The following is a 13,179-nucleotide window of genomic DNA, read 5'->3' as shown; positions in this document are numbered from 1 at the left end:
ATTGAGATCTGCCGCACTTCCCAACGCAGTCTATCAAAACCGTGCCACGCAGAACCTCACACATTTGGCGTAAACGCCGATGATTGGCCTCGCCATTCGGATGAGAGCTGCCGGGAAGCCTCTGAGGCAAACAACTGGGTACGTCCCAAAGGCCAGGATGACCCTGCTGTCCTGGTCGTCCAAAGTCGTGCAACTGAGGCATGGCGCTGGTGACCAAAAACCCTGTGATGACACGACATTGGACAATCAACGGCCGTTTTCTCGCGCAGCCGACCACCGGAGTTCAGCGCTACGCGCGCGAGATCGTTTCGGCGCTGGACGCCTTGATCGTGGGCCAAGCTGCCTTGACACGGGATTTAACGGTCGAGTTGCTGGTCCCGCCGGGGGCGCTTGACAAATTGCCCTTGGCAGCGATCCGTGTCCGCACTGTCGGCAGCTTTGGTGGGCATCTATGGGAACAGGCTGTGCTTCCGGCCCATCTTCGCGGCGGGCTGCTTAGCCTCTGCAATACCGGCCCTCTGACGGTTCGTCGGCAGGTGCTGTGCATTCACGACGTCAATACACGGGCAGCCCCGCAGAGCTATTCATTTCCATTTCGGCTTCTTTACCGCACCTTAGTTCCTGCCTTGGGCCGGGCCTCGCTTAAGATTACGACGGTGTCGAAATACTCTGCGGGTGAACTGGCGCGCTGTGGCGTGTGCCCGGCGGCAAAGGTCGAAATTGTAGGCAATGGGCATGAACATGCGTTGCGATGGGCTCCTTGCCACTCAGAACAAACGCTGGCAGTGGCCGGCCCTGGTACGATAGTCGTGCTTGGCAGTTCCATCCCGCACAAAAATGTCGGCTTGATCATCGGCATGCACGAGCGACTTGCCGCGGCGGGGCTGCAGATTGTTGTTGTGGGCGCGTCAACGTCCCGCGTTTTCGCCAGCATCGGCGACCAGAAGTCGCCGAACGTCATTTGGCTGGGAAGAAGGTCGGACGCGGAACTCGGCGCGCTTCTGCGCGATTGCCTATGCCTCGCGTTCCCTTCCCTGGTCGAGGGTTTCGGACTGCCGCCCCTCGAAGCCATGACAGTGGGATGTCCGGTGGTCATGTCCGACCGTGCCAGCCTGCCCGAAATCGGCGGGGATGCGGTTCTGTACGCATCACCTTGCGACGAGAATGCATGGTTCGATTGTTTCATGCGCCTGGTCCACGAAGAAGGCCTCAGAACCAGCTTGATCGCACGCGGTCGCGCAAGGGCGGCGCGATTTCAGTGGGCCGCGTCGGCTCAGCGCTATCTGGAGCTGATGGCCAGCGTGGATGGAGTTCCAGCAGTGTCACCACCACCGCTTGGGGAAGTCGAATGCAATCCGAATGAGCGACTTGCGGCGGCGGCCAGCATCATTTGAGGTCATATCGAGCATAACGGCATCTGCCATTGAGGCGCATCAGTCCCGTTCAGCCTGTCTGCGATGATAGGCTGGATGGCGGAGGGTTGAGGCGATGGCGAAAAGAAGTGCGGGCATCCTGCCTTACCGCAGATCATCAAACGAACTGCAGGTGCTGCTTGTCCATCCGGGCGGACCGTTCTGGCATAGCCGCGATCTCGGCGCCTGGTCGATTGCAAAGGGCGAGTATGGTGATGACGAACAGCCGGAAGCTGCGGCGCGTCGCGAATTTGTGGAGGAAACCGCCTGGGAACTCACGGAAGCGCTGCTTCCGTTGGGGGAACTGCGCCAGCGCGGCGGCAAGCTTATTACGGCCTTCGGCGTCGAAAGCGATTTCGATGCCGGCACTTTGCGCAGCAACATGTTCGAGATGGAATGGCCGCCGCGCAGCGGCCGCATGCAGTTCTTTCCAGAGATCGATCGCGCAGGGTGGTTCGGCCTCGAAATGGCCCGGGAAAAGTTGCTTGTCGGCCAGCGGCCTTTTCTCGACCGGCTTGTGGCGTCTGTCTGAAGGCCGCATGTTTTTGCGCCCGGACCAGGTGAAGGCGACATGCGCCAGAATCAGACATGCGCCAGAATCAGAAGACGAATTCGACAGACGTCAGCGGCCAGCAGCCGCGGGTCCATTCGATTGGCACGCCGTTGCGGTCCTCGTTGACGGCATTGATGCGGAATACTGGCGTTCCGGGTGTCAGCCGCAGGATTTCCGCTTCATCGTCGGATGCAAAGCCGCCACTGATGCGCGTCTCGGCCCGCCGGTAGTTCTCGATGCCATGCGCGCGGAAAACATCGGTCACCGACTGACGCACATCGTATCGCTGCTCGAAGTCGGGAAAGAGATGGGCCGGAAAGAACTTGGTATTGACGTAAACCGGCTGCTTGTCCGACGTTCTGATCCGGCACAGCCGGATAATGGTGGTGTCAGGTGCGAGACGCAACCGTTCCGCCACGGCCGGTTCGGCCGGTTCCCGGACAATAAGCAGCGTCCGGGTGCCGATTTCCTGGCCGTGGGCTTCGAAATTGTCGAGAAAGCGCTGTCCGTCGCGAACCGTGAAAGTCGAGGGCAGGTTTCGCACGAAGATACCGACGCCCTTGCGGGCGGTGAGGTGGCCCTCATGCTGTAACTGCTGCAGCGCCCGGCGAAGCGTAATGCGGGTGACGGCGAGTTTCTCTGCCAGATGCGTTTCTCCGGGAAGCTGGCTGCCCGGCGCAAGACGGCCGCTCTCGATCAGAGCGAAGATGTGATCGTAGATCTGCTGCCAGATCGGCGTATCGCTGCGCGGCCGAAAGACCAGTCCGTCAAAGGCCAGAAGGCGATTGCTGCTGGGCTCGTGTGGTGTTGAAATTTTCGTGTCCAAGTTCATGAAACCATATCCACCGGCGACCGCTGTGCAGACCGTCGGTCCATGCGGGAGAGCCCGGAGCAATAGACAATTTGTCCATGGACCATGGTGGCGACCACGCGCGGATGCTCCGGATCTCCGGCATCGACGAGGATCAGATCCGCCCGGCGGCCGGCAACAAGCGAGCCGCGATCGTCGAGGCCGGCCACCCGGGCCGGGTTTGCCGAGACCAGATTCCAGATCAAGGGGAAGTCGCCGGCGCCTGGCGAAGATAGCCTGAAGGCCGCATGCAGAGGCGAAGGGTAGTGGTAATCGCTGGTCAGCACCGTGCAAAGCCCAGCTCTGACGGCCTCGGTGGCATTTAGCGCTCCATTATGGCTGCCGCCGCGCACGACGTTGGGCGCGCCGAGGATCACGTCCTCCCCCATTTGCAGCGCCGCCTTGGCCGTTTCGAGGGTCAGCGGAAATTCCGAGGCCTTTGCGCCGAGGGCGCGAAAATACATGCGTTCCTCGGGAGATGCTTCGTCGTGGGCAAGAAGCACATTGCCATTGGCCCGCGCAGTCGCTGCCAGCTTCCCGATCGCGATGTCGACTTCGGCCCGGCGGGACCAAATCTGGCCGAGCAACGTCATATATTGCTCCCGGCTCAAGCCGGATCGCTCCGCCATCTGGCCGATCTTGCGGGCAATCGTGCCGTTCAGCACCGACCCCGTCGTATGATCGTTGACGGCGATGATCGGTCGTGGCGAAAGCGAGAGCCATCGTACGACCTGCGCCATCTGATCAAGCGCGAAGGTCTCCCAGCGCAGATGCAGGCGCGTATCGCAGCCAAGAGCGTCGCGGAGATCGCAGACCGCGCCGATCAGCTGTTTGGCAGCGTCGAGCGAGCGAAGTCCGGGCTCCCATGACACGGTGACGCCGTGAAAGGCCGTGGTCACGCCATTGGCGACAAGCTGGCGGTCCGTATCTCTGAGCGCCAGCGCGGTGTCGAAGCGGACACCCGGGCGCGGCATGAGTTGGCGCTCGAAGCCGTCGCCGTGGATATCGACGATTCCCGGAAGCACGAGCAGACCATCGGCATCGATTGTGGATGCATGGGCCGCTCGCAGCTCTGACAGTATCCCGCCGGTAATACTTAGATCCGCGGTTTCAAGTCCTCGTTCGGTAAGGATGCGACCACCCTGGATGTGCCAGTTCACTGTATCCCTCAAAAAGCAAAGGCTGCCGGTGGCGCCGATGAAATGTCACGAGCACGTCATCTGCTGCGTATACCGGTTAGCGGGTAACAGTTTCCTGTCTATACAGCAAAGGAAAAACGATGATCCGCACCATCGCAACCGCACTCGCCATAATGCTCGGCTCCGCTCTTCCAGCTTTTGCGGAGCCGGTGAAATTCGCGGTAACCGACATGGAGGGGCTGGAGTCTCTTCAGCAGGAATTCGGCGCTTTCCAGACCGCTCTTGAAAAGGCGACCGGCCTGGATATCGAGCTGTTTCCGGTCAGTTCGCGGACCACCGCCGTCGAGGCGATGAATTCCGGGCAGGTCGATCTTGTCCTGACCGGTCCTGCAGAATACGTGGTCATGAAGGAGTTGAGCCAGCCGAAGATTGTTGTTGCCTGGCAGCGCCCCGATTATTTCGCTCAGATCGCCGTGCTGGCGAATGGCCCGATCCGCTCGGTTGAGGACCTGAAGGGCAAGAAGGTCGCATTCGGCTCGGTCGGCTCGACCTCCCAGCACCTCGGCCCCGCCCAGGCGCTGGCCGATTTCAACCTGAAATATGCCACCGATTACGAACCGGTCATCATATCGCGCAACATCGCGGCTGAGGCTCTCATCCGCGGCGACATCGCCGCTATCGGCTTGAATTTCGGTTATCTGAACTCGGTCCGGGAGGCGTTCCCCGGCGTTGCCTTCTCGGTCATCGCACGGGGCCGCGACCTGCCGAACGACATTCTTGTCGCCCGCAAGGACATTTCAGACGACGTGTTCGTCAAGATCCGCGACGCCTTTGCGAAGAATGGCAACGAGCTGATGAAAGCGATCCTGACAGGCGAGGACAACCAGAAATTCAAGGGCGGTTACTTCCTGACCGATGTCAGGGACTCGGACTACGACTATGTCCGCTCGATGTACCGCACGATCGGAATCGAGACCCTGACCGACTTCGTAAACTGAGGCCTGCTCCTTTCATCGCCAAGGCCGGCGGTTAACCGCCGGTCTATTTCGGTGTCCGGTCCGGACCAAGAGGTCACTATGACAGCCATCATTCGCGCGCACGATCTGGCGAAGAGCTATGCGAACGGAAAGGTCATTTTCTCCAGTGTCGGCCTCAACATAGAATCGCGCGAACGGGTTGCCCTGATTGGCTCGAACGGTGCTGGAAAATCCACCCTGCTCAAATGCCTCATCGGTCTTCTACCGTCGAGCGGTGGCGAAGTCGTCACTCTCGGCGAGAGCTTCCGCTCGGCGCCGTCCGTCGCCCAGCTGCGGCGCATACGCAGGCAGATCGGATTTGTCTTCCAGCACCACGGATTGGTCAGCCGCCAATCGGTTCTTACAAACGTTTTACAGGGCAAGCTCGGGCTGCCCGGCGGCTGGCGCGGCTGGCACCATTCCATTGCAAAGCAATACTGGCGCGAGGAAGCAATGCAGGCGCTCGCCGACGTGCGGCTTCTCGGCAAGGCAGGCGCCCGCGCCGACGCGCTTTCTGGAGGGCAGGCGCAGCGGGTGGCGATTGCCCGTGCGTTGATCCGGCGTCCGAAGCTTTTGATAGCAGACGAACCGGCGGCAAGTCTCGACCCGGCGGCTGGACATGATGTGATGCGCGTTTTCTCCGAGCTCACCCAGGAACAAGCGATAACCTTGGTCTACACCACGCACGACATGGAGCATGCTCTCGGCTACTCCGATCGCTTGATCGCGCTCAAGGCGGGCAAGGTCTTCCTCGACCGGCCGACGGCGCAGGTGACCCGCGGTGATCTGAAAGACGTCTTCGATGCATGACCGCCTTTCGCCGAGCCGGATTCCATCGATCTCGCCCCTCACTTTCAGCTTTGCCGTCGCTTTTGCCGCTCTCGTGATCGTTTCCGCCGGGCAGGTCGCACCTTCGCCGGAACAACTGGCAAGCGGGCTGCCCCGAATGGCCCATCTCGTCGGCCGCATGATACCCCCAAATGTCGAGCCAGGGTTCCTCCTGCGGGTTTTCTGGCGCATGATCGAAACCTTTCAGATAGCGCTCGTGGGGACAGCAATAGGTGTTGCCCTCAGCTTGCCATTTGCCTGGATCTCGGCCAAGGACATAACCCCGCTCGGCCCGTTCCGGCATATCTCCAGGATGCTGGTCTCGTTGTTCAGAACCGTTCCAGATTTGGTCTGGGCACTTCTTTTCGTGTCAGCCGTTGGTCTAGGGGCGGTTGCTGGCACTATGACCATCGTCGTCGATACGATCGGCTTTTGCGGACGCTTCTTCGCCGAGGCGATGGAGGATGCCGACGAAAGACCTCAGGAAGCGCTGTTTGCAATCGGCGCCGGGCGGTTCTCTGTTCTGTGCGGGGCAGTTCTGCCTGACGCCATGCCGTCCCTGATAAACACCACGCTCTTCGCGCTTGAAAAGGCAGTGCGCTCGTCCGTTGTTCTCGGCCTGGTTGGAGCCGGTGGCATCGGCCAGGAGCTGAAGGTCGCGTTCGATCTTTTCCAATACAAGAATGCCGCGACCATCATTCTCGTGATCTTCGCCATCGTGGTGTTGATGGAGTTCGTGACGGATCGCTTGCGCTCGAAGGTCCAGTAATTGCAGGCTGGCCATGTGCGCCGCCAATTCGACAGGACGATGCCTCCGCATCAGTAATCTTTCAGGTCCCAAGCTTCAAGGTTGGATCAGCGCAGCGCCGAAGACGGCGGGTGATCATCCTACGGCACGAAGATAAGGAACAGATAGGTGACGAATACGACGAGATGAACGAGCCCCGTCAGCATCGTTGTTCGGCCCGTCCCAAAGCTCACGATGCTGACGGCAAGCGCGAGGATGAGAAGCACGGTATCCCCCGGACCCAGACCAAGAGTGAGGCTTCGCCCGGTGAGCAGGCTCGCCGCACCGATTGCCGGGATTGTCAGGCCGATTGTGGCGCAGGCGGAGCCGAGGGCGACATTCAGCCCTCGCTGAAGCTCGTTATTGAGCGCTGCCCGAACCGCCGATACCGCTTCCGGCATAAGCACCAGCGTAGCGACGAAGAAGCCCACGATTGCGTCCGCCTGGATAACTTGAAGAAACTCGAGCCCATTCTCGATGCTGCCGGCCACCTGCTCGGTCAGAAGAACGATCCCTGCCAGTCCGGCAAATAAAAGGAGCACGCTGGTGGTCACTTTCCCGCCCTCAGATACATGCGCCTCATGTTCCGCGCTGGACGTCAGGTCTTCGATAAAATCGCCCCGATGGCGCACCATCTGGGCAAAGACGAAGGCACCATAGAGGAGGATTGAAAGAACGCTCACGAAAGCGAGCTGCGAGGTGGAGAACGTACCGGGGCTTGTTGCAAGAGTGTAGTTTGGAAGGATCAGCGTAAGAACCGTCAGCGCCATAATGACGGCAAGCGAGGCGTTGGTGCCCTGTCGTTTGATGTCCTGATATCGATGCTTCAGCCCACCCAGGGTGAGGCAGACCCCGACGACGCCAGCGCATACGATCATGACCGTCGAAAACACGGATTCGCGTGCCAGCGTCGGGTTGTTCTCGCCGTGCAGCATCATCGAAACGATGACCGATGCTTCGATGGCCGTCACCGAAAATGTCAACAGCAGCGTGCCATATGGTTCACCGAGCCGCAGTGCGACGGCTTCTGCATGATGCAAAACCACAAATACTGTCGCGAAGATGAAGATAGCGACGACGATCAACGCCAGGATTTTGATCGAGAGCGGCGAATGCTCGATCGACGCTGCGCCGAAATGAATGAGTGCCGCCAGGCCCAAGGAGACGATTGGGAACAGATATTGGCCGATCGGTCGTCGATGAGCAGCCAAGACGGAATTCCTTCATCGCCATCGACGGTCGCAGATCGGGTATTAGAGAAATTGACCGAAGCCCACTGTATCAGTCTACTTGCGGCTGCCGGCCCGTTCAATGGCCGCGTGGCCGAGTCGACTTGGCTTAACCAAACTTGCCGAGCTCGATGCCGCATATGCGGATCACAATTAAGCCTTGAGTTTTTGCGCTTACGGCAATAGCTAGGTGCTACCAGGCCGGGCCCCTCTGGCAGTCCATCAGGACTGCGATGTCGGACTGGAATTCCAATCCGGGTGGCCTGGCTTTGAGTTTCTTCAGCTGTAGCGGCATTTCTCTTGTCATACGCGGTGTCCGCGTTGCTCTACGGTATGCTCGCAAGCCGCGTCACCCCTAGCTGAACGCAAGGGTGCCGTATGACAGAATTTTTTAGTCCCGAAGCAATGACCGCTCTCTTGCAGGTCATCATGATCGACCTGGTGCTGGCCGGCGACAATGCCATCGTTATCGGCCTTGCCGCGGCCGGACTACCCAAAGAGCAGCGCAGAAACGCAATCGTCGTTGGCATAATTGCAGCGGCCGTTCTGCGCATCGGCTTTGCGGCCGCGACAACCCAACTTCTGCAGATCGTCGGATTGCTGTTCGCCGGCGGTCTATTGCTGTTGTGGGTATGCTGGAAGATGTGGCGCGAACTCCGGCAAAACCATGCGCAGGAAAAACAGGCGATCGAAGCGCTTTCGGAAAGCGATGTCGACTACGATGGCATCGTAGCTGGCAAGGCTCCGCGCAAGACCCTGGCCCAGGCAACCTGGCAGATCATCATCGCCGACGTCTCCATGTCACTCGACAATGTCCTGGCGGTAGCGGGTGCTGCGCGCGAACATCCGAACGTGCTGATCTTCGGTCTTGTCCTCTCCGTCGCGCTGATGGGCATCGCTGCAAACTTCATTGCCAATCTGCTTCAGAAGCATCGCTGGATCGCCTATGTCGGGCTGGTGGTCATCCTCTACGTAGCTGGCGACATGATCTATCGAGGTGCGCTTGAACTTCTGCCGCACGTCCCGGGCGCGTGAGACGCAAAAATGGGCCGGCCGGAACGACGTCGTTCCGGCCGATTTCTGCCTCTAGGCAAGGCTATTGGGACGTGCATGCGCAATCATTCTATCTCGGCTCGCCCCTACAGCGCGCGCTCGCTCGATCCGGCGGTAGCGCGATGGAGAGAATCCTCGTGCTCAGATCCGTGTGAATCGCGGCTTGGCCCCACGCAAACGACCAAATCGGAAAGCATCCGACACGGCTGAGCGGATCATAAGCATCTCGCCTATGGTTTCGTGTGTCATGAGCCCGACCAGACGGTCGGAATTGTCCACGACGGCTACAGCAGGCACATCTGCCTGCTGCATCAGCCGCAGGCTTTCCTCGAGACTTTTGCGGTAATGTATTTTCGGGATATCGCGCCGCATTGCGCTGGCGACCGGAGCGGCGGGTCCCTTTTCCTTCAATGTCCGGATCATGTCGTTGCGTGTCACCAATCCTTCAAGATGGCCAGCGGAGTCGATGACAGGGAATTCGTGCTGCGTGGTCGCGAGTAGCATCTCGATTGCCTCGTCGAGCGTCGCCGACCGTTCCAGCCGGGCGAACTCGGTGATCATCACATCCGCGACAAGGACGCTTGTGGCTACCTCCCGGATCTGTGCGTTTTGCGCTTCCGCTGCCGCGGCGAGATAGACGAAGATGCCGATGAAGATCAGCAGCGGATTGTAGAATAGCCCAACGAAACCGAAGACGAAGGCCAATCCTTGCCCGATCGTGGCTGCGATCTGGGTCGCGCGCGACCAGGAGAGGCGGGCGGCGAGTGCGGCGCGCAGGATACGGCCGCCATCCATCGGGAAGGCTGGGATCATATTGAAAAGGACCAGGAAGACGTTGACCCCGGCAAGCCTGGCGAGAAAACCCATACGCGGATCCTCGATCCCGGCCATCTGTTCGACGCCCGCCGACCCGCCGAGCAGGGCGAAGATCAGCGCGGCGATCGCGACATTGACCAACGGGCCCGCGACCGCGATCACGAACTCCTGCCCCGGCTCTTCGGGCATGCGTTCTAGCCTGGCGACGCCGCCGATCGGGAAAAGCGTAATGTCCGGCGTGCTGATGCCGAAATAACGTGCGGCGGCGATGTGGCCGAACTCATGCAGGACCACGCAGGCAAAAACCGCAATGATGAAGGCAACGCCTTGCCAAGCCGCTGGCGTGCCGCCGATCTGATAGTGTGTCAGCCAAATCCAGACGAGCAGAAGCAGGAAGGTAAAGTGAACGCGCACGGTAGTGCCGGCGATCGTCCCGAGGTTCAGCGACCAACCCAAATCCGTTCACTCCGAGAGACCCCACCTTCGCAAGAGGCTTTGGCAGGACGCTTGCAATCGTTCGAGAACATCAGGTGCTCAAGCTCATCGTCTGCGACTAAGGGCTGCCCGACCGCGATATGCCCGCCTCCGTCGCGCGGTCCCGTCGCAAGAAGAGCTTATCACGAGACGATATCCGAGTGAACGTCTCCGCGCGCCGTGATCCGACGCGTCCATGCCTGCCGGCGTTTTTCCGGCCCTGAAAGACACGGTGCTTCGGATCGTTATCATGGATGCTCCTGAACCTTTGCAGAAGAACATCACACTGCTCCCGCGGGGCGCCGGCGTTAGCCGACGCACCGCGAACAAGTTATGCTGACCTTGCGCTAACATGTCTCGGCGTCAGTCAGTGGGCAGTCTGCGAATGCTTGCCACCCGGCTTCGAGATGTCGCTTAAGGCCTCTCCCGCTTCTGCCGATTCGCCATTCGTCGCGAGATCACTAAGCGAGACGATACCGACGAGCCTCTTGTCGCGGTTCAGAACCGGGAGCCGACGCACCTGCAGGTCGCCCATGTTCTCAAGCACATGCTCGACGTCTTCATCATCGAAGCAATATTTGACCTCCGGGCTCATGACATCACGCACCTTCGTGTCAGGACCCTTACCTAACGCTACGCCTCGGATCGCGATATCCCGATCGGTGATCATCCCGACCAGCCGGTCGTGGTCGCCCACGGGCATCACTCCAGCGTCAAGCCTGCCCATGATCTCAGCTACTTCGCGAATAGACTGTTCGGGGTTCGCGACCTGGACATTCCTCGTCATGCAGTTGCCGACTTTCATGGCAATCTCCCTTCATTTGCGAAGCCCCTCCGCGATACGGTGTTTGATGACCGATGAACGAAGTTTTCGGCGGTAACGTTCCCTTGAAATGTGGATAATAGCCCGCACAGGGTTTTCACCTGACTAAGGTGGGCTGGCAAAGCCCGCGTCGCGGGAATTCTTGACTTGAAGTCGAATCCCAACGATCGCGCGCTCCAATGCGCTTGTCGCCGTTGGAACCACGATGGGCGATATGACGTTCCAGGGGATAGGCAGCCAACGGAGAAGTCGAATGCAGCCCTTAGCCGAAAGTTCCACCAGCCGTCCCGGCGCGCTTACGATTACGCCGTTCAATGGAACCGTGACGGTCAGGTTCTCCGACGCGATTATTGCCTCAACCGAGCGGGCAAAAGTGCTCCATGAAGATGGGCACGATCCCGTCTTCTATATCCCCTTCGAGGATATCTATTTCGACCTTCTGGAGAAGACCAACACGACAACGCACTCCCCGTTGAAGGGCACGGCCAGTTACTGGCGGGTCCACGCGGTCGGCGGAGCGGCTGACGACTTCATGTGGGCCTACGAGACCCCCGACACGCCGGCATCGGCCATCGCCCGCCATGGCGCCTTCGATCCCAACAAGGCGCGGATCGATGCCGATCCTGCCGAGGACAAGCGACACACGCCTCACATCCCCGAATAGAGCCTCGCTTGAAATTCCCACATCGGCCGATCACGCCACAGGCGCAATCCGTCATTCGGAGAATTCTTCGTCGAGGATCCGGAGTCCGTCTTCATATTTCGATGTCGACGCGCCAATCTGCTGTGCCTGCCATACATTGTCGGTAAGATCGGCGCGCTTGACCCGCAGCGCCAATGGGTGGGCTGCTGCTCTGCGCACGAAAGCGAGGTCGTCCTCGTCCGGCCTGCGTGTCATGGCATCGACTGCCGATACGATGGATGTTCCGAAACCAGCCGCCTCGAGCCGCTCGCGATCCCAATCGTCGCTTTTCTCGAGAACGTCGTGGAGGTAGGCGACAGCCTTCTGGTCGAGCGTTTCGACGGCATCAACGACCCGGCGGCAATGCTCGATATAGGGCCGTCCGGTCTTGTCCGTCTGCCCCGCATGAGCTTGCTCGGCGATTTTTGCCGCGCGGTAAAGGAGGCTCACTGCTTTGATCCTTGCCGGCCTGTTTAATGACGCAACCAGCCTTGCTCCGATGCCCGACCTGCCTCACCGAACGCGCGACGATTGCCTGAAGTTCCACAGGATGGCCAGGGCTCCGGCACACTGTTGCCGAAGCATCTCCAGCGCCGCGAGGCAACCTTATAGCTTGCCGCCGCCCTGGTCGCGAGACGCTCCATCGACAATGCCGGAATTGGGCAGAATTCCAAAATCCTGCGACTTGGCACCTTGTGCTGCCGTCAAAAATCCGTCGGCGTGGAGGCCGCGCCGCAGCAACTCCCTCACGGCCGCCGAGCGGCTTGGCATGCGCCTTTCGAAGCGCCAGTTTTCCAAAGCAGCCAATTCGTCCGAGGTTAGCATGATCTGCAGTCGTTCGGGTCTCTCCAGCTCGGCCATTTCCGCCTCCACCGCTCAAAGTTAGTATTTGTCTAAGAATTAGGAAAAGCCTTATCGGTCGTCAAGACCGGTTCATTAGCCATTGGCGTGAAAGGCTGACAGCTACGGTAAGGCATCGACTATGCAGCCTTTGTCGTATGCTAAATCATTGATTTAATAGGCAAGTTTTACTGATTCTGCTTGCTATTCGGATCGATAGGGCACATGCTGATCACGGGGGACAAGCCGCTCCTGAAAAGAGGGTTTTCCATGCGCTTCGGTTACTCGGCTCATTTGTGTCAAGACGTTAACCTCCAAGTTTGGGCAGCCGCCCGGAGTAAGGGGATACTCAATGTCACTGCGGTGGCCGAGGCTGTGCGGCTGCGAAACCTCGCAGAAAACGTTGCGCTTGAAGACGTCGAATGCCTGGTGTTGCAAGCCGCCCAGTTCTACGGGGCGGCCATGGAATTCGACAGCCTGACCGTGTTTGAACCAGGTAACGCCCATCGGCACTCAGTTGGCTGCAATGCCCTGCCTGGAAGAGGCGACGTCGATGTTCTGGAGGACAGGGCTGTTTCGCTCTATCTTGGCCCGCCGGACCAAACGCAATAATGCATGTCGCGCAAAAGCATGCCCACGGGCCCTGACCCGAGGGTGTGCAGCGGTTTTGCGATTCA

The 13,179-nt window shown here is 59.7% G+C and carries 15 protein-coding genes; 8 read left to right on the top strand and 7 right to left on the bottom strand.

The features are described 5' to 3' along the window. Positions 1 to 227: 227 nt before the first annotated feature. Together NMG70_RS02170 and NMG70_RS02165 are read left to right on the top strand one after the other, a co-directional pair. Positions 228 to 1,394 (top strand): glycosyltransferase family 4 protein, encoded by a 1,167-nt coding sequence (locus tag NMG70_RS02170; protein ID WP_254023245.1) that lies wholly within the window; start codon positions 228 to 230, stop codon positions 1,392 to 1,394. 94 nt (positions 1,395 to 1,488) lie between these two features. After that, entirely contained in the window at positions 1,489 to 1,944 is a 456-nt protein-coding gene (locus NMG70_RS02165) for an NUDIX hydrolase (protein WP_254023004.1), read from the top strand. A 67-nt stretch (positions 1,945 to 2,011) separates the two neighbouring features. Here the strand turns inward: NMG70_RS02165 and phnF are convergent, their stop codons facing one another. Then, positions 2,012 to 2,797, bottom strand: a complete 786-nt coding sequence (gene phnF / locus NMG70_RS02160) for a phosphonate metabolism transcriptional regulator PhnF (RefSeq protein WP_254023003.1) — start codon at positions 2,795 to 2,797, stop codon at positions 2,012 to 2,014. Further along, positions 2,794 to 3,975, bottom strand: coding sequence for an alpha-D-ribose 1-methylphosphonate 5-triphosphate diphosphatase (locus tag NMG70_RS02155; RefSeq protein ID WP_254023002.1), 1,182 nt, complete (start codon positions 3,973 to 3,975; stop codon positions 2,794 to 2,796). Before NMG70_RS02155 ends, phnF begins: the two co-directional genes overlap by 4 nt. A 119-nt stretch (positions 3,976 to 4,094) precedes the next feature. On the opposite strand from NMG70_RS02155, the gene NMG70_RS02150 reads away from it, so the two are divergent. The 3 genes from NMG70_RS02150 to phnE all read left to right on the top strand — a co-directional run bounded on the left by NMG70_RS02150 (position 4,095) and on the right by phnE (position 6,567). Continuing rightward, positions 4,095 to 4,952 carry a PhnD/SsuA/transferrin family substrate-binding protein gene (locus NMG70_RS02150; RefSeq protein WP_254023001.1) on the top strand — a complete coding sequence of 286 codons (858 nt, stop codon included), beginning with the start codon at positions 4,095 to 4,097 and terminating at the stop codon, positions 4,950 to 4,952. 78 nt (positions 4,953 to 5,030) lie between these two features. Further along, on the top strand, positions 5,031 to 5,780 hold the full coding sequence (locus tag NMG70_RS02145) for a phosphonate ABC transporter ATP-binding protein (RefSeq protein ID WP_254023000.1): 750 nt from the start codon (positions 5,031 to 5,033) through the stop codon (positions 5,778 to 5,780). After that, positions 5,773 to 6,567 (top strand): phosphonate ABC transporter, permease protein PhnE, encoded by a 795-nt coding sequence (phnE, locus tag NMG70_RS02140; RefSeq protein ID WP_254022999.1) that lies wholly within the window; start codon positions 5,773 to 5,775, stop codon positions 6,565 to 6,567. The genes NMG70_RS02145 and phnE overlap by 8 nt, the downstream gene beginning before the upstream one ends. Before the next feature lie 119 nt (positions 6,568 to 6,686). On the opposite strand, the gene NMG70_RS02135 is transcribed toward phnE, so the two are convergent. Continuing rightward, positions 6,687 to 7,796: a calcium:cation antiporter gene (locus tag NMG70_RS02135; protein WP_254022998.1), complete on the bottom strand. Its 1,110-nt coding sequence runs from the start codon at positions 7,794 to 7,796 to the stop codon at positions 6,687 to 6,689. A gap of 396 nt (positions 7,797 to 8,192) precedes the next feature. On the opposite strand from NMG70_RS02135, the gene NMG70_RS02130 reads away from it, so the two are divergent. Continuing rightward, entirely contained in the window at positions 8,193 to 8,849 is a 657-nt protein-coding gene (locus NMG70_RS02130) for a TerC family protein (protein WP_254022997.1), read from the top strand. Positions 8,850 to 9,008: 159 nt separating this feature from the next. Here NMG70_RS02130 and NMG70_RS02125 read toward each other — a convergent pair whose 3' ends face one another. Both NMG70_RS02125 and NMG70_RS02120 read right to left on the bottom strand, forming a co-directional pair. Beyond that, the gene (locus NMG70_RS02125) at positions 9,009 to 10,139 is read right to left on the bottom strand and encodes a site-2 protease family protein (RefSeq protein WP_254022996.1); all 1,131 of its coding nucleotides are present in this window, start codon (positions 10,137 to 10,139) and stop codon (positions 9,009 to 9,011) included. 385 nt (positions 10,140 to 10,524) lie between these two features. Beyond that, entirely contained in the window at positions 10,525 to 10,962 is a 438-nt protein-coding gene (locus tag NMG70_RS02120; protein WP_254022995.1) for a CBS domain-containing protein, read from the bottom strand. 271 nt (positions 10,963 to 11,233) lie between these two features. On the opposite strand from NMG70_RS02120, the gene NMG70_RS02115 reads away from it, so the two are divergent. After that, on the top strand, positions 11,234 to 11,644 hold the full coding sequence (locus NMG70_RS02115; protein ID WP_254022994.1) for a DUF427 domain-containing protein: 411 nt from the start codon (positions 11,234 to 11,236) through the stop codon (positions 11,642 to 11,644). Positions 11,645 to 11,695: 51 nt separating this feature from the next. Here NMG70_RS02115 and NMG70_RS02110 read toward each other — a convergent pair whose 3' ends face one another. Beyond that, positions 11,696 to 12,112: an HD domain-containing protein gene (locus tag NMG70_RS02110; RefSeq protein WP_254022993.1), complete on the bottom strand. Its 417-nt coding sequence runs from the start codon at positions 12,110 to 12,112 to the stop codon at positions 11,696 to 11,698. Between the two features lie 156 nt (positions 12,113 to 12,268). Continuing rightward, the gene (locus NMG70_RS02105; RefSeq protein ID WP_254022992.1) at positions 12,269 to 12,523 is read right to left on the bottom strand and encodes a hypothetical protein; all 255 of its coding nucleotides are present in this window, start codon (positions 12,521 to 12,523) and stop codon (positions 12,269 to 12,271) included. 204 nt (positions 12,524 to 12,727) lie between these two features. Between NMG70_RS02105 and NMG70_RS02100 the strand changes: the two genes are divergently transcribed. Continuing rightward, complete coding sequence (locus tag NMG70_RS02100) at positions 12,728 to 13,114, top strand: hypothetical protein (protein ID WP_367185479.1); 387 nt, start codon at positions 12,728 to 12,730, stop codon at positions 13,112 to 13,114. The last annotated feature ends 65 nt before the right edge of the window (positions 13,115 to 13,179 follow it).

It is taken from the genome of Mesorhizobium ventifaucium, assembly GCF_935822925.1.
GTDB classification, from domain to species: Bacteria; Pseudomonadota; Alphaproteobacteria; order Rhizobiales; family Rhizobiaceae; genus Mesorhizobium; species Mesorhizobium ventifaucium.
This window is presented reverse-complemented; position numbering and strand designations above follow the sequence as displayed.